Source organism: Paenibacillus sp. PvP094, assembly GCF_040546835.1.
GTDB lineage: Bacteria > Bacillota > Bacilli > Paenibacillales > Paenibacillaceae > Paenibacillus > Paenibacillus illinoisensis.
Map to the genome: position 1 here is coordinate 4664427 of NZ_JBEPOM010000001.1, position 19516 is coordinate 4683942.

The following is a 19516-nucleotide window of genomic DNA, read 5'->3' on the forward strand; positions in this document are numbered from 1 at the left end:
TCTTCGCGCGGGTTATGATGCAAAAAAGAGGCTACTTGTCAGTTATGACCTGACGAGTAGCCTCTTTTTTCTGCTTTTTGGTATCAGGACACTTTAAGTTGGGGGTATTCTGATGAGCAAACAAGATCAAGAATTTTCATGGCAGGCAGTGCCAAAAACGCAGAGAAACCATTTTTGGAAGACGTTGTCCGTTATGCTGGGTTTCACATTCTTCTCGGCAAGCATGCTGGCAGGAGGGACGCTTGGTGTCAGCTTAACGTTTATGGAGTTCATTGGTATCGTGCTTGCGGGTAATTTGGTGCTCGGGATCTATACGGGAGCACTGGCACATATCGCGGCGAAGACAGGCTTGTCCACACATTTGCTGGCCAAATATGCATTCGGTGAGAAAGGGTCGTATCTGCCTTCGTTCCTGCTCGGCTTCACGCAGGTTGGATGGTTCGGTGTCGGCGTAGCGATGTTCGCGATTCCCGTGGCCAAAGCGATGGATTGGAATGTGTACCTGTTAATCTTTGTGTTTGGTCTCGCCATGACGGCATCTGCAATCTTCGGTATGAAGTCGCTTGTTATTTTGGGTTATATCGCGGTTCCGGCCATTGCCATTCTCGGGAGTTACTCCATGTTCCAAGGCGCAGACACGCTTGGTGGCCTGCAAGGATTGTTTGATTACACGCCGGCACAGTCGCTCACTGCAGCAGCAGCACTAACCATTTGTATCGGATCATTTATCAGCGGGGGTACGTTAACGCCAGACTTTGCCCGGTTCTCCCGTACGTCACGCCAGGCAGTTACCGCAACAGTCATTGCATTCTTCCTGGGCAACTCGCTCATGTTCCTGTTCGGTGCAGTCGGCGCCATGGCCTATAACCTGGCAGACATTTCGGAAGTCATGTTCCTGCAAGGGTTGATCATTCCTGCGATCATCGTTCTGGGATTGAATATCTGGACAACAAACGACAATGCTCTGTATGCTTCGGGACTTGGTTTTGCCAACATCACTAAAATTTCGAAAAAATTCTTCGTCGTTGTCAACGGCATCGTGGGTACCATCTTTGCGATGTGGATGTATAACAACTTCGTTGGTTTCCTGAATGTACTCGGCGCAGCCGTACCGTCCATCGGAGCCATCATCATTGCAGACTACTTCTTCGTGAAGCGCAGAAATTATAAACCATTTGCCGAGATGACTTTCAAAACGGTAAACTGGATAGCGATGGTCGCTTGGGCGATCGGCGTGGCATTCGCCCAATTGGCACCAGGAGTAACGCCATTAAATGCACTTCTTGGTACAGCGGTGGCTTACATTGTACTCATGTTGATCGTTTCTGCGAAAGAATCTAAAGAAAAGGGGAAAATGAATGATTATACAGAACGCGAAATTGCGGGGTAAAGACGGTCTATGGAATATCGTCGTAAAGGACGGAAAATTCGAACAAATCACGCAGGAGCCAGCTGCTACTGCGAATGAGGAAGTTATCGACGTAGGCGGTTCGCTTGTACTGCCACCGTTCATTGAGCCTCATATTCATCTGGATACAACGTTAACGGCAGGTGAGCCGGAATGGAATTTGAGCGGTACGCTGTTCGAAGGCATTCAGCGGTGGTCCGAACGCAAAGCATTTCTGACGCATGAAGACGTTAAAACACGTTCCAAAACGGCGCTGAAATGGCAAATGGCGCAGGGCATCCAGCATGTGCGTACACATGTGGACGTAACGGATCCAAGCCTGACGGCAGTTAAAGCGATGCTTGAAGTAAAAGAAGAGATGGCGCCTTACATTGACATCCAGCTTGTCGCTTTCCCGCAGGAAGGTATTCATTCCTATCCCAACGGTGTGGAACTGCTTGAAGAATCGCTGAAAATGGGCGTTGACGTCGTGGGAGGCATTCCCCACTTCGAATTCACGCGAGAATACGGCGTCGATTCAATGAAGGTTGCATTTGACCTTGCTGAGAAATATGACCGTCTAATCGACATTCACTGTGATGAAATCGATGATGAGCAATCCCGTTTTGTAGAAGTCGTTGCCAAGGAAGCCTACGAACGTGGACTGGGTTCCCGTACGACAGCGAGTCATACGACGGCAATGGGGTCATACAATGATGCATATACGTACAAGCTGTTCAGATTGCTGAAAATGGCTGACCTGAACTTCGTATCCAACCCGCTGGTTAACATCCACCTGCAGGGACGCTTCGACACGTATCCGAAAAGAAGAGGACTGACTCGTGTCAAAGAGCTGCAGGAAGCAGGTCTGAACGTGTGCTTCGGTCACGATGACATCTTCGATCCATGGTATCCACTCGGTACGGGTAACATGCTTCAGGTGCTGCATATGGGTATCCATGCTTCGCAGCTGCTTGGTTACGATCAGATCGTGAATTCCATTGACCTGATTACCAAAAACAGCGCAAGAACGCTCCACATCGAGGATGTGTACGGCATTGAAGAAGGCAAGCCGGCCAACTTCATCGTTCTGGAAGCAGAGAATGAATATGAAGCCATCCGTAAACAAGCTGGCGTGCTCTACTCATTCAGAGGCGGCCGCAAAATCGCGGAAACGAAACCACGGGATACGTCGATCATTCTTGAAGACGGTTTGGAGAAGGTAACATTTAACAAATAAGCAATGAGAATGTAATGAAATAGGAAATAGGCACATTATACATTAAGCAATGCCTAGCATTAATCAAAAAATCCCCTCGTGGTGACAGGATCAATCAGAAATCACACGTAATCGTGAATTCTTCCTGCCACACATGAGGGGATTTTTTTACTGTTATTAAAGAGACAAAATGCCTCATTATGGGGCTAGTCCATTACAGCTTTTTGTAATCTCGCTACACCTTCCTGTATTTGTGCATCTGACAAATGGGCAAATGATAAATAAATACCAACCTTTATGCCATCCGATGTTGAGCTGCTGACTTCCGAGTAGTGGACCCCTTCCGATCTGGCGGATGCCCGAAAGGCTTCATAAGCTGAGGCTTTTCCTCGCCACCAGCCGAATACGTGCAGACCCGCTTCATTTTCCACCCAATCAAACCATGTAGAGAGCTGCTGATTCAACAGTTTGAGTAACATATGGAACTTGCGGCTGTACAGACGATTCATCCTGCGCAGATGGCGTTCATACTGACCGCTTGTCATAAATGCTGCGAGCGCCCGCTGTTCAATTAGATTGACAGGTCTTGGCTCATATAAAGCCTGAGCTTTTCTAAAGGTGTCTGCCAGGGTGGGAGGGAGGACCACATAACCCAGTCGGACTTCAAAAGGCAATGTTTTGGTGAAGCTTCCAAGGTAAATGACGCGCCCTTCTTTATCGAGTGTTTTCAGAGGTTCAACATGCATTCCGCGGTACCGGAACTCACTGTCGTAATCATCCTCGACAATCATGGCATCCCGGCGATGTGCCCAGTCCAGCAGGGTTTGTCTGCGTTCAAGACTAAGCATTTCGCCCGTTGGAAATTGCCTCGATGGCGTGACAAACAACATACGTGCATCCCAGTTTTGGGGAACCAGTCCCTGACCGTCGAGATTGGCTTCAATCAACTTGGCGCCCGCAGCCATAATGGCTTGAGAAATCCCGACATAACAAGGGCTTTCCGTCACGACATGATCGCCAGGGTCTGCGAGCAACTGAGTGAGCAGCGCTATAGCCTGCATTGAACCTGCAGTAACGGCAATATGCTCCGCATCTACATGAATACCCCGCATTCTCCGCAGGTACGCAGCAATGGATTCTCTTAATTTCGGGTCTCCTGTGGAGCTAACAGAGGCAGAAGCATGGATAACGTTCTCCTCACGATGCCGTATCTCTGCATACAATCGATTATTCCATTCATCGTAAGGGAACTTGGAAAGATCCGGCTGATATTTGCTGAAGTCGATCATTTCGCTATTCTCTTTGCTATGATCACGAACCTGTACCGTTTGTTGAGGGGGCTGCTGCTCAAGCTGCTGGATACGGTTTCCCCAAGCTGACAAGTGATGAGTACAGGATTTTACCTGGTACTCCTCATGGCTTAAATCCGCTTGATAAGCAACAAAGGTACCTCTTCCGTGCTCTGACTGAAGGTAACCTTGGGCAGTTAACGTATCATAGACCTGATTCACGGTTCCTCGGGAAATGTGATATGACGCTGCTAACTCCCTTGTGGAAGGTAACTTTTCGCCGTATACGAGATTACCATCATGAATAGCATCACGAACCGCGTGATAGAGAGCCTTCATTTTAGTATATTGTCGGTTCAAATATGAACTGTACGCTAGATGAAATTGCATAGATCCTCCAATGGTAGTATAAAGTGGTTCAACACATTCAAAGTGGTACAATAAAATCCGGTGATATTGGATCTTTTTATGTATCCATTCTCATTTTATACTAATTCATAGTTTAAGGGGAAACAATAGTGGCATCGAAAAATAGATCATTTACTTTGTTGAAATAAGATGTCCTTTTTGAAATTAATCAAAAGTTAAACTGGGAGGATTACAATCATGCAAACAGGTACAGATCGTGTTAAAAGAGGAATGGCTGAAATGCAAAAAGGTGGCGTCATCATGGACGTCATGAATGCGGAACAGGCTAAAATTGCGGAAGCGGCTGGGGCAACAGCTGTTATGGCTCTTGAGCGGGTACCTTCTGATATTCGCGCAGCTGGCGGTGTAGCTCGCATGGCAGATCCAACGATCGTTGAAGAGGTTATGAAAGTGGTGTCCATTCCGGTGATGGCCAAAGCGCGTATCGGTCATTACATCGAAGCCAAAGTGCTTGAATCCCTTGGCGTGGACTATCTCGATGAGAGTGAAGTACTGACACCTGCAGACGAAGTATTCCATATTGATAAACATGAGTTCACTGTACCATTTGTATGTGGAGCCAAAGATCTGGGAGAGGCTCTTCGCCGCATTGGTGAAGGCGCATCCATGATTCGTACCAAAGGTGAGCCTGGAACAGGCAATATTGTGGAAGCTGTTCGCCATATGCGTCTGATTAACAGCCAAATCCGCAAAGCCCAAAACATGTCCAAGGACGAATTGTATGCTGAAGCGAAAAACCTGGGTGTATCTTATGAGCTTTTGCTTGAAGTACATGAGAATGGCAAACTTCCAGTTGTTAACTTTGCTGCAGGCGGTGTAGCCACTCCGGCAGATGCTGCACTTATGATGCATTTGGGCGCAGACGGCGTATTCGTTGGATCCGGTATTTTCAAATCGGATAGCCCTGAGAAATTCGCTCGTGCCATTGTCGAAGCGACAACACATTACACGGATTACAAACTGATCGCCGAAGTGTCCAAAAACCTGGGTGCGCCGATGAAAGGAATCGAGATTTCCAAACTGTCTGCGGATGAGCGCATGTCCGACCGCGGTTGGTAAGATATAAGGGACTTCGATAAGTAGTAGGTAGTCTGAATAGTGAGGAAAAAAGCTGATCAATTGAGTATAATTGATCGGCTTTTTTGTTATTCTTAAAGAACAACGTACGGATGTTCCAAAAGACAGACAATGAATGTAACGGACGTGAAATTGACCTGCACATTGATATCTTCAAAATGCTGTGTCTATAATAAGCGGTATGAAGGAAGGTGCAGACCATTCGCTATCTATATGAGTTTATTCAACATCACGACGATCTGCCTATGAAACTCTTCGTGAACTCAGTGAAACATATCGATTTCCATTGGCATAAGGAAGTGGAGGTTGTCTATGTTCTCCATGGTTCAATCAACATGTATCTGGATCAGCAGCAGTATACATTGCATGAAGATGATCTCATTGTGGTAAACAGCATGTCCGTCCACAAGATAGAACGAACCAATCAGGACAACGTGTTATTAACATTGCAGTTTGGTCCGGAGTTGATGAACAATAATGCTTTTATCTCCTGTAACTCTGCCCTGAACGTGGAGCAGGACGTTCCCCGGCTGCTTAGCATCAAACAACATCTTGCGCAAATGGTGTGGGAGATCAACAAAAAAACGCCGGGGTATCAAAATTTCACCATGGGCAGATTACAGATGTTATGCGGCTTCCTGCAGAGGTATTTTTCAAATGGAACGAATCCGACGTTGGAAGAAGGAAGCAGGGACTATGACTATAAAAGGCTGAACAGGGTCCTCACATATATTGATATTCACTATAATGAGAAGATTACGCTTCAGGATATGGCAGATTCCGAGCATTTAAGCTTGCATTATTTTTCCCACTTCTTTACGGACAAGATCGGGATACCTTTCCAAAAGTATTTGACCCTCATTCGCCTGGAGAAATCCCAGGCCCAACTGGCAGCAAACGATAAAAATATTTCGGAGATCGCGCTGGATTGCGGATTTGCCAATGTGAAGCTGTTTAACAAATACTTCAAGGAAAAGTACGGCTGCACGCCCGGTTCCTATCGGGAAGCTTCGCGTACACCGGAACCTCATCAGTTGAATGTGAATCGCAAGCCCAAAACGTATGAGGAATCTTCTAGCGGAGATTATTACGAGATGGAAACGTTGAATGCGATTGGCTCGCTGTATCGATATTTGGATCACAAGGGCGACGCAGATCAGGAGATGCTCCCTGTATCACCTGCACATCTGTCAGACCAAACTAGCATCGAGGTTCGTGCGGATCAGACGTCGTTCATCTACGAAAAGCACTGGAATATCACCATGACGGCGGGAAGAGCCATCGAAGGTTTGCGTGAAGATTGGCGGAAGCAGCTGTCTGCTTTGAAAGGCAAAGTACCTTTTAAGTACATTCGATTTCACGGCATATTTAATGATGAGATGATGGTATATAGCGAAACGGAGCAAGGCACTCCTGTCTATAACTGGTCTTATGTGGACAAGTTGTATGATTTCTTGCTGGATCAGGGAGTTCGGCCATTCGTGGAATTAAGCTTTATGCCGAGCCAGCTGGCGAGATCCAAGGAAACGTTGTTTTGGTGGAGGGGGAATATTAGCCCCCCATCCGACCCCGCCAAGTGGCAGGCACTTGTTCGTGAATTCATTAGGCACTGCTTGAATCGTTATGGGGCGGAAGAAGTGAAGAAGTGGTACTTCGAAGTATGGAACGAGCCTGACCTGGCTGGTGTTTGTTGGGCAGGAAGCAAGGAAGAATATTTCGCTTTTTACGAATTGACCGCCCATGCCATCAAAACGGTATTGCCCGATCTGAAAGTGGGAGGCCCAGCTATGGGTTATGGATCTCTTTGGAACGACACCTGGGCTGAGGAGTTTCTATCATATTGCAGGAAACGTGAAGCTGCTCTCGACTTTTTCTCGTTCCATATCTATTCGGAGTATCCCAAGCTAAAAGTTGAAGAGGATCGATTAACTCAAATCATGCCGCCTTCTTTCTATAAGGAAAGCATTGATCTTCTTCGTAAGAAAATGAAGGCGTCTTCGTACGGACATGTTGAACTCCATGTCACCGAGTGGAATTTTTCGCTGTATGACCGTAACTTGCTGCACGATACCATGTTCATGGCTCCGTTCGTCATTTATCACACGATGAATACACTCGGTGATGTGAAAGCCATGGCTTTTTGGTCTTTTACCGATGTATTCGAAGAAAGTATCGTTCCAACTTCTCCTTTCTATGGGGGATTTGGGCTGATCAATCGCGATGGTCTGAAGAAACCTAGCTATTATGCATTTGAGCTTATGGAGAAGCTGGGGGATGAGCTGCTAATCAAGGGGGACGGTTATGTCGGAACGCGAAAAAGTGACGGAAGCATGCAATTTCTGTTCTATCATTATGTGCATGTAGATCAGTTGTTTGCGAGTGGAGATTGGTCCGAATTATCCTGTTCAACCCGTTATGACGTATTTGAGGAGAAGGGCAGCAAAGCTTTTGAACTCACGCTTAACAAGCTTCCAGGGCCTTATAAATGCACCAGTTATCAACTCGATCGGGATCATGGCTCCGTATTTGATGAGTGGACACGCATGGGATCGCCATACTCTTTAACGGAAGAAGAGATCTCTTATCTAAACGGCAGAAGCGGACCCTTCATGGGGACAGAGATAATTAGGGATGAGTGTTGGCGCAGAGAGATTTTGCTCCCGCCACATGGCGTGACGCTGCTCATTTTGAATAGACAATATTAAAAAAAGTATCCTTAAGGCATCCTTTCAGCAATGGAGGGATGTTTTTTGTTGTTTAATTCTTGTACAGGCAGGCAAGCTAGAAAGTAGGATTAGAAATGGGCAAAAAACGAACCATGAAGTGGCAAGTTCCAACAAGAAAGCGTTCACACAAATCGATATACTATGGTTGTGGCAGCAAAGAGGAAGACAGGGGGAGTTTTGGATGAAGCGTTTCATGAAATGGATGACAGATTCGTTTGCGCCAAGATTGGAGGCGTTTACGAACAATATTTGGGTTTCTTCGATTCAAGAAGCCATCATGGTCGCCATTCCGATGATTTTCATCGGTTCAATTATTACATTGATTTCGATTTTGCAGGATTTCATTCCTGGTATGCCGGACCTGACACCGATCACGACATTCAGTTTCGGTTTGCTTGGGTTGTTTATTGCTTTCTTGACGCCTTATGTGGTGATGGAAAAAAGAGAAAGACACAAAATCAAGCTGCTGGCGGGAATGACGGGGATATCTCTGTTCGTCATGCTGCTTAACCCGACGGTAAACGAAGACGGTACCATTCAGTTCATCCTTGAACGATTCGGACCCTCGGGGATGATTACAGCACTTCTGGTAGGTGTATTCGTCGCTCTTGTCATGATCTTGTGCAACAAATTTTCGTTCTTCAAAAAGGGATCTTCACTTCCCGAATTCATTATGGATTGGTTCGATTTTCTCGTCCCGATCGCCCTGGTATTAACAACAGGATGGGTGCTTGTATATCAGCTTCATTTTGATATTTTTGGCCTGATCGTGAACGTATTTGAGCCGATCAATGCCGTAGGACAAAGTTTAACCGGATTTTTATTGTTCAACTTTATCGGCGTCGTGCTGTATTCCTTCGGCGTAAGCCCGTGGGTCATGACACCGATCTGGTATGCAATCTGGATACCTGCAATCGAAGAAAATGCAGCTCTTGTCGCAGCGGGACAAGATCCGGTCAATATCAACACATTTGAAACCTTTTTCTCCGGCTGGCTTGGTATTGGTGGTATGGGTGCGACCTTGCCTTTAGTTGTTTGGTTCCTGATGGCACGTTCCAAAAAGCTGAAATCTGTCGGCAAGGCGACTATTATCCCGTCCTTGTTCAACATTAATGAACCAGTCGTGTACGGAGCACCGATTGCCTTTAATCCATTACTCATGGTGCCGATGTGGATTACCTCACTTATCACGCCAGTGATTGTTTACTTGGCTCTCGACTGGGGTTGGGTACGAATTCCGAGCCAGATCTTCCAGTTATGGTACACACCGATCGGCCTGTCCACCTACATTATGTCCGGATTCAATGGGCTTATCTTGCTGGCGGTTGTCCTGGTGATTGTATTTATTGTCTGGTTTCCGTTTTTCAAACTGTATGATGCACAGGAACTGAAGAAAGAACAGGAACAAAATTGATATCAGAAGGGTGAGTACTATGGATAAATCAATCAATGAATTGTTATCGGAATTGACGCTGGCCGAGAAAGCTTCACTCTGCGCAGGCTTGAATATGTGGATGACGAAAGGAATTGAGCGGTTAAACATTCCGCCAGTTCATATGTACGATGGGACAAACGGCATCCGTAAAACGAACAGCGATGAAGAAATGGGTATTACAACGGAAAATGTCCCCGCAACCTGTTACCCTACGGGTTCAGCCATCGGTTCATCGTGGAATACAGAATTGTTGCATGAAGTCGGTGTGGCACTGGGACGTGAATCAAAAACGATGGACGTCGAGCTTCTGCTTGGACCTGGTGTAAATATGAAAAGAACGCCGCTTGGCGGAAGAAACTTCGAATACTACTCGGAAGACCCATACTTGACGGGCGAGCTTGGTGCGGCATTTATTAACGGGATCCAAAGCGAAGGAGTAGGCGCTTCTGTCAAACACTTTGCCGGCAACAACCAGGAGTTCGAGAAAATGGTGACCAGTTCGGAAATCGACGAGCGGACGCTTCGCGAAATTTACCTGAGCGCCTTTGAACGGATTATTAAGAAATCCGACCCATGGACGGTCATGTGTTCCTATAATTTATTGAATGGAACATATACGAGTGAGAACGAACATTTGCTGCATGACATTTTGAGAGAAGAGTGGGGCTATGAAGGTGTTGTCCTATCCGACTGGACAGCTGTCAATGATCGTATACGCGGACTGAAGGCCGGGCTTGATCTGGAAATGCCGGGTCCCGCCAATTATAATGCCAAAGCGATTATTGAAGCGGTTCAGAACGGAAGCCTGTCCGAAGAACAGTTGAATCAAAGCGTGGGTCGTATTTTGAAGCTGGTTGAGCGGGTAACGGGCAAAAAAGACATGAATTCTTCTCCAGATGCGGACTATCATGCACTCGCACGTAAAGCGGCGGCCGAAAGTATTGTGCTTCTGAAAAATGAGAACGCAATTCTTCCCCTGCAGCCGGAATCGGTGGGGTCCATTGCCGTGATCGGACGGTTTGCCAAAAAACCGAGAATTCAGGGAGCAGGCAGTGCGAAGGTAACGCCTACAAAAGTTGATATTCCATGGGACGAGATAAAGAATCTGGCTGGTGATGCCATGAGCATGAACTATGCAGAAGGGTACCCGGAGGATGACTCTATCAATGATGAGCTAATACAGGAAAGCGTCTCACTAGCCAAGAATTCCGATGTTGCTGTACTGTTTGTTGGCCAACCGGAATATGCCGAATCAGAGATGCATGATTTGCAAGGCATTGATCTTCCCGAGCATCAGGTAAAATTGATTCTCGCGGTAGCCGCGGTTCAGCCCAAGTGCATTGTCGTGACGAGCAGCGGCTCCGCACTGGCGATGCGTCCATGGGTACAGCATGTACCTGGGGTGATTCATTCGTGGTTGTCGGGTCAAGGCATGGGTAAAGTGATTGCAGATGTATTGTTCGGACAGACGAACCCATCAGGCAAGCTGTCTGAGACCTTCCCTGTCAAACTGTCGGACAACCCTTCACATATGCGAATTCGCGGAGAGAACGGCAAGCTGTATTATCGCGAAGGCCTTTTCGTGGGTTATCGATATTATGACCGGAAAGAACTAGCACCTCAATTCCCGTTTGGACACGGATTGTCTTACACATCGTTTTTGTATACGGATCTGGAAGTGGCTCAGACCCATACCGGTGTTACGGTGTCCTTCCAATTGAAAAATACCGGTAAGCGCAAGGGGAAAGAAGTTGTTCAATTGTATGTTCACGATGAAGAGTGCACATGGACCCGTCCAGAGAAAGAATTGAAAGCTTTTGCCAAAGTTGAACTGGAGCCCGGTGAAAAACGCAAGATTACTTTTGAACTGGAAGAGAGAGATTTTGCATACTACAACACCAAGTATAACCGTTGGGTGGCAGAGACCGGCTATTTCCAAATTTCACTTGGCAGCTCGTCCAAAGATCTCCGAATTACAGAACGTTTGCATTGTGACTTTGGTAAGGAAGAAATCACGTTCCACAAATTCAGTCTGCTCAGTGAGTGGATGAGTGATCCTGCAGCGAAAAAGGAATTGGAGCATTGCCTGAATGAAATGAACGAGCACGTTACGGACAAGGTATATCTTAATGAGGAGTTTGTGGGATTCTGGGCAGATTTCCCGATGATCAAAGTATTCCAAATGTTCGGTCAACAATGGATGGATGAACGTTCGCCTGATGAAATTATTCATGAACTTATCGCCAAGGTTAACCAGGCACGGAAATAATAGATAAGGTAAAGAAAAACCAAGTTCGATCCCGTAAAAAGGACATGAACTTGGTTTTTCTATCGTTCCGGGACATACCGTTTACGAGCAGCCGAATGTTATGCAGAGCTTGCTCGATTCACAATGTAAATGCCGATGGATACGAACAGGAGGGCAATCAGATTCTTCAGTTCCATAATGCTTTCGCCCAAAAATGCAGCAGATAGTAATGCGCCAAACACGGGGATCAGGAAGTTATACACCGACACTTTTCCTACTTTGTTGTATTTCAGAAGCAGATTCCATAGACAGAATGCCGCTGATGACAACAGAACCAAATAAACTAAGTTACTGGTGGATTCCAGGGTGAAATGTGTAACCTGTCCGCCAAGCAAGAGGCCCAGCAGACCAAGCATCAATCCGCCGACAAACAAGCTGAATCCCGTAACGACCAATACATCAATGGAAGATGTTAGATGCTTTGCGTAGATGGCAGTAATGGAAAATATAAAAGCAGCCACAATCACGAAGCCTTCACCTGTAAATGTAAAAGAAAATGCAAATAGATCTGCATTGAAGTTCACAATGATGACTCCGATAAATCCAAGCACACAACCTATGACTTTTTTATTGCTTAGCTTATCATTTTGATACAGGAAATGGGCTAGCACCACACTGAAAAAGGTAGCTGTTGCGTTTACAATGGAGCCTTTAACACCGGTCGTATTGGATACACCTATGTAAAAAAACATATACTGCAGTCCTGTTTGCATGACGCCCAGCATAGAGAGGCTGGTCCATTGTCGTCCAGATAGAGCAAACTTTCGTTTTCGAATCAAGCGGTATAGGGTCAGGAGCAGCAAGCCTGCAAGTACAAATCGATACCCTGCAAATACAAACTTGGAGGCAATATCTTCTGGCAGGATGTCAAAAGCAATATACCCTAGTTTAATGGATGGGAAAGCACTTCCCCACAACAAGCAGCATAGGCTTGCGATTAGGGTTACAACCAATGGATCTGTTAACCTGTTCGGTTTCTCAATTGCGTTACTGTCGTTCACGTTTAATCTTCTCCTCAAATTGTATTGCGTATGTGATGCAACAAATACATTCTAGACCATATCACATTTCCTGCGGCTTGTATCCAAAATATGAATGGACTCTGTTTAAGCAGGAGGCTGTATGAAGGATGTGGAATATATATACAGATTACTGTAAAGGAGGTGGTTAGATGGTCTTTCCAACGCATATTGTATCGGCAGGCGGAATTGTAGAAGACGGACACGGAAATGTCCTGTTAGTAAAGGCCCATGACGATGGCTGGGTCTACCCAGGAGGGATTACTGAAGTAGGAGAAAACCTGATTGATGGCGTGATCCGTGAAATCAAGGAAGAAAGTGGGATAGAGGCCAGTGTTAGTCATTTGATTAGTGTGGTCTCGAATACAGCAGTACATAAGTGGTATGACGGTGTGACGGATGTCCCGACAAAGGTCATGTTTGATTTTGTGTGCAAATTAGAAGGTGGAGAATTAGCTGCATCTGAGGAAACGAGCGAGTGCAGGTGGGTTCCCAAGGAACAGGTGCTGGATTATATTACACTACCTGCTATCCGCATGCGTTATGAAGCGTATCTGAATTTTCAAGGTTCAGTGAATTACGTGGAGTATGTCACTGCGACAACATCGGAGTGCAACACCAAGCTTCATCGACATGTTTAGCTGTACGGGTGCTTGCAGTTGAATAAAGTTATGTGCAGGTGCTCAAGCGTCAATTGGTTGGACAGCTGTTGATTGGACACAGGAGAGCAGTCGATTCGTTGGATCGACTGCTCTTATTCATACGGCCGGAGACCGATGTGACGATTTGAACATTAATGATAGATATGCAGTTTCATAAAATTCAAAAAGTCGCTCTGCATCGAGCCCAGCGTAAGGATCTTCCTGGGAATCATGAATTTCCATCGCCGGCCTTGAACATGGAATGACCATGTTGCAGACAATAAGGCTCCAGAATGATAGGTTTGATCTTGTAATTCAGCTGTTTGGAATTCAACGTTATGAACGACTTTAGTCGAAAAAAAATTGAGGAAAAGAATAATTAATTTATCCTCATTCATGAGCAATATAGCCCGGCTTGTCTTCGCTGACCAGCTCTGCGGAGTGGAATAACATATGAACATGTTAGGTTCTCTATGAGATTGAGTTAGTCGATCCAATAGTTTTTTGGTAATAAAGATCATGATTCAATGCCCCTTCTGTTGTGATATCTCATTTCTGTAATCCGTTCCTAAAAGTTCCGATCTAACAAAACCCCTACTTGTTCTGCAATAACCTGAGTAGGCTCAGAAATTCCATTGGTAAGCCACCCTTCGACGATCTCCACGATTGCCGCTCCAAAGAAATTAAGAATGATCTCCTTGCTTAATCCCTGATTTATTCCTTCGGTTATATTCACTTCTCCCTCTAATTCTTCAATAACAAATGCAAGAAAATGATGACGAAATACAGAGGCGCCCTTGCTTGATAACATGGCTGAGAAGAAGGGGTGATGATGTTCAAAGTATTCAAACCAGAGGAGATTTCCCTCTGCAAAACTTAAGTCAGATGCGGCTTCGCATATTCTTCGTAGCTCGTTAATGTGTTCCTCAATAATTTTGTCGAGCAAATCAAATTTATCCATGTAATGATCATAGATCGTTCTTCGACCGACGTTTGCCCGATGGGAAATGTCCTGAATCGTAATCTGATCCAGATTTTTCTCAGACATCAGTTGGGTGAATGCATTCTTAATGGCATCTTGAGATTTTTGTACTCTTCGATCCAATTTCAATTTGGACATGGGGTTCGCACCTTTCCTGAGGGTAATCGCACATTATTTCAAATTTGTGCAATATCGCACGAATGAAGACGGTTTGTTTATTGAAGCTGAATCACTTTGCATTTATATTATACACATGTGCGGTAACGCATCAATATGTATTATCTCAATCATTGATGTTTCCTTTACTGAAATAACTGAAATAATAGAAGAGAAGATTAAGGGAGGCGAGACGCATGGATCGAATCGAAAAGAGCAAGGAAAAATACCAGGAACTATTTGGTGAGGGCGCACCTTCTTCCTATGCAACAGATCCTGAATTTCAGGACATCCTAAACCGTTTTATCTTTGGAGAAGTGTTCGATCAAGGTACGCTGACGGACATTCAGCGGGAGCTGCTGACACTGGTGGTCCTTACGGTCAATCAGACATTACCTCAGCTTAAGGCTCATGTAAGTGCGGCATTGAATGTTGGGGTGACTCCGGTAGAAATTAAAGAAGCCGTTTACCAGTGTGCCCCATACATCGGTTTTCCGAAAACATTAAACGCCATTCATGAAGTGAATGAGGTGTTCACGTCCCGTAATATTGCATTGCCTATTGAAAGCCAAAGCCAGGTCTCAGAACATAGTCGTTTGGAAAAAGGGCTTGCTGTTCAGATAGAGATTTTTGGTGATGTCATTGAAACAATGAGAGCAAGTGCACCTTCGAACCAGAAGCATATTCAGGAGTACCTTTCGGCTTTTTGCTTCGGGGATTTCTATACTCGTGACGGACTTGATTTGAGAATCAGGGAATTGTTAACACTGGCTATGGTTAGTGCATTGGGAGGAGCCGAAGGCCAAGTTAAGGCACACGTACAGGGGAATATAAATGTGGGAAATGACAAGGAAACACTGATTGCGGCGATCACACATTGTCTTCCTTATATGGGTTTTCCAAGGACACTCAATGCACTTGCTTGCATCAATGAAGTGATTCCGGCAAATGAAGAGAAATGATTTTAATCAACAGATTGGAGAAATCAGATATGACGAAACATGAAGAGGTAAAGAACGGCGTTATATTTCCGGTAGGAGAGAAGAATGAAGCTTATGCCCAATATTTTGTGGGACAAAGCTATCTTCAAGCTCTGGTTGCAGATCCGAAAGTGAATGTTGGCGTAGGGAACGTGACCTTTGAACCGGGCTGCCGAAACAACTGGCATATTCACCGTGACGGATTCCAGATATTATTAGTTACGGGTGGGGAAGGGTGGTATCAGGAGGAAGGCAAGCCTGCCCAATTCCTGAAAGCTGGCGATGTTATTGTTACGCATGATGGTGTGAAACACTGGCATGGTGCCGCAAAAGACAGCTGGTTTGAACATATAGCGATCACTGCAGGTACACCTGAATGGCTTGAACCTGTCACGGATGAAGTTTACGATAGTGCGACGAAGTGAACCACCAGATTCTCATGAACCACAAGTTTTGAGTAAACAAAAAAGACACCCGTAAGGGTGTTTTTTGTTGCTTTTATAGAAATCTATTGCGTTAATATAAAAGGGTTTTAGCAAACCAGTGTAGAAAGGCAATGGATAAAGGTTTATATCCATATTTTCGTTTAGGAGGAGTCATTTGAGAATAGATCAGGTATTAGAATTCGAAATTGGTGTGGAGCTTAGCGAGAAAATACAAGCGTTATTAATCAAAAGCTTTCCTGAAATTTATCCTGTGGATCGAATTTACTTCAAGCAAGTACCGCAGTTTAGATTCTTGGCTTTTAATGATGAGAATGAACTTGTAGGACAAGTAGGTCTGGATTACAGGGTGATGAATCTAAATGGTAAACGCATTAGAGTCCTTGGTGTGATTGATTTGTGCGTCTCACAAAACGAGCGCTCTCAAGGGCTGGGGTCCAAGCTGCTAAAGGAAATTGATACATTCTCAATTGGTAGGAATATTGACTTTCATCTTCTGTTTGCAGATAACATGGCTTTGTATCTAAAGAACGGTTATAAAAGAGTTGAAAATCGAGTAAAGTGGTTGAAGATTAATGACGAATTACTAATGACGAACGGAATAGGTCACGAGCCGATAAGCGAAATCATGATCAAGGAAGTAAGTGAGATGAGTTGGGATGAAGGGGAGCTGGACTTGCTAGGCTATCTTTACTAGAATTGCGCTCGCAAATGGATATCGTACATAAAATTATAGGAGGATATAATGCAATCTAATGACACCATAAATAACAGACTCTCCATTACATGTGAAGATATTATCCTTCGGGAATATCGACTTTCCGACCTTGAGGGTATTCATGAACTCACATGGCAACCTGAAATTCATGGCTATTTACCAGGGTGGAATGTTCCAAAGGAAGTTCGCCAAGAATGGCTGATAAATTACGAAATCCCAACCAACAATGAATTTATTCAACGCGTGCAAGAGGGCAAACCTGTGGAGGAACTCATTTTAAGATTAGGGATTGTTTTGAAAGAGACAGGAGAACTTATCGGATGGTGTTGTTCTGGTATAAAAGATGAACTACCGAATCCGAACAGAGAAATCATGTACGCAATATCGAAAGAACATCGAAATCGAGGTTATGCTTCTCAAGCTGTTAGAGGGATTGTTCAATATTTATTCGAAAATACAGAAGTTGAACAATTAAATGCAATTGCACTCTTAGAGAACGGGTCGTCTAATAAAGTCATTCTGAAAAACCATTTTCTCTTCATTGCTGAGATTGAAATTGAAGAGGAGAAGTACAACCATTACCAGCTTCGCAAGGCAGATTGGTTAAATCTCTGAAGTCTAACAAAATCGTTTTCAACTGGGCTCGATTCTGAATCTGTATTTCCTGGGCGAAACACCAACAAATTTCTTGAACTGCCTCATAAAATGGGTGTCATTTTCATATCCACATGCATCCGCAATCTGATTAACGGAGAGCTCACTGTGATCCAAAAGATATTTGGCATGATCAAGCCGTGCATGAATCATATCCGTCATTACGGAACAACCAAATAGCTCTTTATAGATGTGTTGAAAGTAGGATTTGCTCATATTTAATCGTGAAGCTTGTTCTGTTACGGTTACGTTTTGCTGAGGAGAGCGATAGATATCGTTGCGGAGTTCAGTAAATTGGATGTAATAACGGCTAAGTTGGTGGGGAGTAGTTCTTGCTCGCAAGTCACTCAATTTCATGAAGAAAGACTGAAGGTCACAATCGATAATTTTCTCACGCAGCTTTCCATCCAGTCTGTAACAATTCTGAAGTTCCATGATGCTTCTGGAGATCAACAAGGGATCTGAAGCTTCCATAAGCGTGTCCACAGGAAATTGAATACTTAGGAGAAATTCGTGGAAATCGCTGCCGTTACAGTGGAACCAATCATTAATAAATGGACTCTCCAGCTCACGGTAATAATGAGGCGTTTGAGGTTGAAACAAAATGAAGGTATTCTTCTCCACCGTGCTTGTATTGTCATGCAATCTCACTTCTGCTCTGCTATTAAAAAACACAAAGGTGTAATTTCCCGAGCCATTTGGCCGGTTTCTCACAATCCCTTCATGGTGAATGGTACGATAGCCGCAAGAAAGTAACGTAAGCATGCCTTATCCTCCTCAGCACAATAGGTCAGTTTTTGATGATTATAGTTTATTGTTCACGTCTAAACAACCATCTATAATTTCTAAAAATGTTTATTTTGAAGGAGGAGGAGAAAGTGTCGGTTGACAGAAAGTATTGGGTCGATACGTTGGTTCGCATAGCGCATCCTGTGCTCTGTTCCTTATCGGAAAGCAGACTGGTTATCGATATGCCTGTCGAATCAAAGGGGGGAGATCGTACCGACTACGCCTATTTGGAAGCTTTGGGGCGGACTTTGGCAGGAATTGCACCATGGCTAGAACATGGCCCTCGTTCAGGTGAGGAAGGGGAGATTCGAGCCAGGATGGCAGATCTGGCCAGGCGTGCAATCGGAGTAGCGACAGATCCCGCTTCGCCCGATTTTATGAATTTCACGCAAGGCGGCCAGCCTGTTGTTGATGCTGCTTTTCTTGCGAATGCGGTGCTTCGGGCTCCACATGAGCTGTATGAGCTGCTGGACGAGAAAGCAAAAGATAATCTGAAATCAGCCCTGCTCGCCACACGGATTATACGCCCTGTATTCAGCAACTGGCTGTTGTTTAGTGCCATCATTGAAGCGGCCCTTGCCCGAATGGGTGCAGAGACTTGGGATCGCATGCGAGTGGATTATGCGGTAAGGCAACATGACCAATGGTACATGGGTGATGGTGCATATGGTGACGGGCCTGACTTTCATTGGGATTACTATAACAGCTTTGTGATTCAACCCATGCTCGTGGATACATTGGACGTGTTAGGAGATCAATTCGACGATTGGAAGGCGATAAGGATCAGGGTGTTAGACAGAGCAATTCGCTATGCTGCCATCCTGGAACGAATGATTTCACCAGAAGGCACCTTCCCGCCCATTGGGCGATCACTTGCCTATCGTTTCGGAGCATTTCAGCATTTATCTCTCATGGCACTCCGAGAGGAACTCCCGGTAGAAGTGGAGCCAGCTCAAGTTCGCTGTGCCCTTACGGCTGTGATCCAGCGGCAGATTCAGATGCCAGGGACGTTTGACGATGCCGGATGGCTGCGAATTGGATTCGCCGGAAGCCAGCCGGAAATCGGTGAAGCTTACATATCAACGGGCAGTTTGTATCTGTGCACGACCGTATTCCTTGCGTTAGGACTCTCGCCTGAGGCTGATTTCTGGCAGGGAGAGGCCGAGTGGACTTCACGGAAGGCATGGTCCGGAGGAGAGGTCAATCTGGATAAAGCCTACCATGATCAACAGTTTAAATGGGGTTGAGGAACGTTTTTGGCAAT

General features: G+C 45.2%; 16 protein-coding genes. 12 read left to right on the forward strand and 4 right to left on the reverse strand.

Annotated features, from left to right (window positions below; all coding sequences use genetic code 11):
• Positions 1-112 precede the first annotated feature (112 nt).
• Both codB and ABIC22_RS21515 read left to right on the forward strand, forming a co-directional pair.
• Positions 113-1390: a cytosine permease gene (codB, locus tag ABIC22_RS21510; RefSeq protein ID WP_127536787.1), complete on the forward strand. Its 1278-nt coding sequence runs from the start codon at positions 113-115 to the stop codon at positions 1388-1390.
• Positions 1359-2627, forward strand: coding sequence for a cytosine deaminase (locus tag ABIC22_RS21515; RefSeq protein WP_336781918.1), 1269 nt, complete (start codon positions 1359-1361; stop codon positions 2625-2627). The genes codB and ABIC22_RS21515 overlap by 32 nt, the downstream gene beginning before the upstream one ends.
• Before the next feature lie 185 nt (positions 2628-2812).
• Here the strand turns inward: ABIC22_RS21515 and pdxR are convergent, their stop codons facing one another.
• A complete protein-coding gene (gene pdxR, locus ABIC22_RS21520; RefSeq protein ID WP_354483627.1) occupies positions 2813-4285 on the reverse strand; it encodes a MocR-like pyridoxine biosynthesis transcription factor PdxR in 1473 nt (490 codons plus the stop codon).
• A 213-nt stretch (positions 4286-4498) separates the two neighbouring features.
• On the opposite strand from pdxR, the gene pdxS reads away from it, so the two are divergent.
• From pdxS to ABIC22_RS21540, 4 genes are all read left to right on the forward strand, one after another.
• On the forward strand, positions 4499-5383 hold the full coding sequence (gene pdxS / locus ABIC22_RS21525) for a pyridoxal 5'-phosphate synthase lyase subunit PdxS (RefSeq protein WP_212676968.1): 885 nt from the start codon (positions 4499-4501) through the stop codon (positions 5381-5383).
• A 209-nt stretch (positions 5384-5592) separates the two neighbouring features.
• The gene (locus tag ABIC22_RS21530; protein WP_354483629.1) at positions 5593-8106 is read left to right on the forward strand and encodes a GH39 family glycosyl hydrolase; all 2514 of its coding nucleotides are present in this window, start codon (positions 5593-5595) and stop codon (positions 8104-8106) included.
• Between the two features lie 202 nt (positions 8107-8308).
• Positions 8309-9541 carry a PTS sugar transporter subunit IIC gene (locus ABIC22_RS21535; protein WP_354483631.1) on the forward strand — a complete coding sequence of 411 codons (1233 nt, stop codon included), beginning with the start codon at positions 8309-8311 and terminating at the stop codon, positions 9539-9541.
• A 19-nt stretch (positions 9542-9560) separates the two neighbouring features.
• On the forward strand, positions 9561-11831 hold the full coding sequence (locus ABIC22_RS21540; RefSeq protein ID WP_354483633.1) for a beta-glucosidase: 2271 nt from the start codon (positions 9561-9563) through the stop codon (positions 11829-11831).
• A gap of 98 nt (positions 11832-11929) precedes the next feature.
• On the opposite strand, the gene ABIC22_RS21545 is transcribed toward ABIC22_RS21540, so the two are convergent.
• On the reverse strand, positions 11930-12871 hold the full coding sequence (locus tag ABIC22_RS21545; protein ID WP_354483635.1) for a DMT family transporter: 942 nt from the start codon (positions 12869-12871) through the stop codon (positions 11930-11932).
• A 170-nt stretch (positions 12872-13041) separates the two neighbouring features.
• Between ABIC22_RS21545 and ABIC22_RS21550 the strand changes: the two genes are divergently transcribed.
• On the forward strand, positions 13042-13530 hold the full coding sequence (locus ABIC22_RS21550; RefSeq protein ID WP_127536793.1) for an NUDIX hydrolase: 489 nt from the start codon (positions 13042-13044) through the stop codon (positions 13528-13530).
• Between the two features lie 568 nt (positions 13531-14098).
• On the opposite strand, the gene ABIC22_RS21555 is transcribed toward ABIC22_RS21550, so the two are convergent.
• Positions 14099-14650, reverse strand: coding sequence for a TetR/AcrR family transcriptional regulator (locus ABIC22_RS21555; RefSeq protein ID WP_127536795.1), 552 nt, complete (start codon positions 14648-14650; stop codon positions 14099-14101).
• Between the two features lie 215 nt (positions 14651-14865).
• On the opposite strand from ABIC22_RS21555, the gene ABIC22_RS21560 reads away from it, so the two are divergent.
• The 4 genes from ABIC22_RS21560 to ABIC22_RS21575 all read left to right on the forward strand — a co-directional run bounded on the left by ABIC22_RS21560 (position 14866) and on the right by ABIC22_RS21575 (position 17424).
• On the forward strand, positions 14866-15630 hold the full coding sequence (locus ABIC22_RS21560; RefSeq protein WP_354483638.1) for a carboxymuconolactone decarboxylase family protein: 765 nt from the start codon (positions 14866-14868) through the stop codon (positions 15628-15630).
• Positions 15631-15659: 29 nt separating this feature from the next.
• Positions 15660-16073: a cupin domain-containing protein gene (locus ABIC22_RS21565; protein ID WP_336781910.1), complete on the forward strand. Its 414-nt coding sequence runs from the start codon at positions 15660-15662 to the stop codon at positions 16071-16073.
• 175 nt (positions 16074-16248) lie between these two features.
• Positions 16249-16788, forward strand: coding sequence for a GNAT family N-acetyltransferase (locus ABIC22_RS21570; protein WP_354483640.1), 540 nt, complete (start codon positions 16249-16251; stop codon positions 16786-16788).
• 48 nt (positions 16789-16836) lie between these two features.
• Positions 16837-17424, forward strand: a complete 588-nt coding sequence (locus ABIC22_RS21575; RefSeq protein WP_127536799.1) for a GNAT family N-acetyltransferase — start codon at positions 16837-16839, stop codon at positions 17422-17424.
• Between the two features lie 18 nt (positions 17425-17442).
• Here the strand turns inward: ABIC22_RS21575 and ABIC22_RS21580 are convergent, their stop codons facing one another.
• Positions 17443-18228 carry a helix-turn-helix transcriptional regulator gene (locus ABIC22_RS21580; RefSeq protein WP_127536800.1) on the reverse strand — a complete coding sequence of 262 codons (786 nt, stop codon included), beginning with the start codon at positions 18226-18228 and terminating at the stop codon, positions 17443-17445.
• Between the two features lie 86 nt (positions 18229-18314).
• On the opposite strand from ABIC22_RS21580, the gene ABIC22_RS21585 reads away from it, so the two are divergent.
• Positions 18315-19499, forward strand: a complete 1185-nt coding sequence (locus ABIC22_RS21585; protein WP_483312558.1) for a DUF2264 domain-containing protein — start codon at positions 18315-18317, stop codon at positions 19497-19499.
• Positions 19500-19516 lie beyond the last annotated feature (17 nt).

Bases quoted from the DNA above. Each gene is read 5' to 3' on its own strand.
- codB (WP_127536787.1), top strand. From the start codon at position 113: ATGAGCAAACAAGATCAAGAATTTTCATGGCAGGCAGTGCCAAAAACG.
- ABIC22_RS21515 (WP_336781918.1), top strand. From the start codon at position 1,359: ATGATTATACAGAACGCGAAATTGCGGGGTAAAGACGGTCTATGGAAT.
- pdxR (WP_354483627.1), bottom strand. From the start codon at position 4,285: ATGCAATTTCATCTAGCGTACAGTTCATATTTGAACCGACAATATACT.
- ABIC22_RS21535 (WP_354483631.1), top strand. From the start codon at position 8,309: ATGAAGCGTTTCATGAAATGGATGACAGATTCGTTTGCGCCAAGATTG.
- ABIC22_RS21540 (WP_354483633.1), top strand. From the start codon at position 9,561: ATGGATAAATCAATCAATGAATTGTTATCGGAATTGACGCTGGCCGAG.
- ABIC22_RS21550 (WP_127536793.1), top strand. From the start codon at position 13,042: ATGGTCTTTCCAACGCATATTGTATCGGCAGGCGGAATTGTAGAAGAC.
- ABIC22_RS21555 (WP_127536795.1), bottom strand. From the start codon at position 14,650: ATGTCCAAATTGAAATTGGATCGAAGAGTACAAAAATCTCAAGATGCC.
- ABIC22_RS21560 (WP_354483638.1), top strand. From the start codon at position 14,866: ATGGATCGAATCGAAAAGAGCAAGGAAAAATACCAGGAACTATTTGGT.
- ABIC22_RS21565 (WP_336781910.1), top strand. From the start codon at position 15,660: ATGACGAAACATGAAGAGGTAAAGAACGGCGTTATATTTCCGGTAGGA.
- ABIC22_RS21575 (WP_127536799.1), top strand. From the start codon at position 16,837: ATGCAATCTAATGACACCATAAATAACAGACTCTCCATTACATGTGAA.
- ABIC22_RS21580 (WP_127536800.1), bottom strand. From the start codon at position 18,228: ATGCTTACGTTACTTTCTTGCGGCTATCGTACCATTCACCATGAAGGG.
- ABIC22_RS21585 (WP_483312558.1), top strand. From the start codon at position 18,315: ATGTTTATTTTGAAGGAGGAGGAGAAAGTGTCGGTTGACAGAAAGTAT.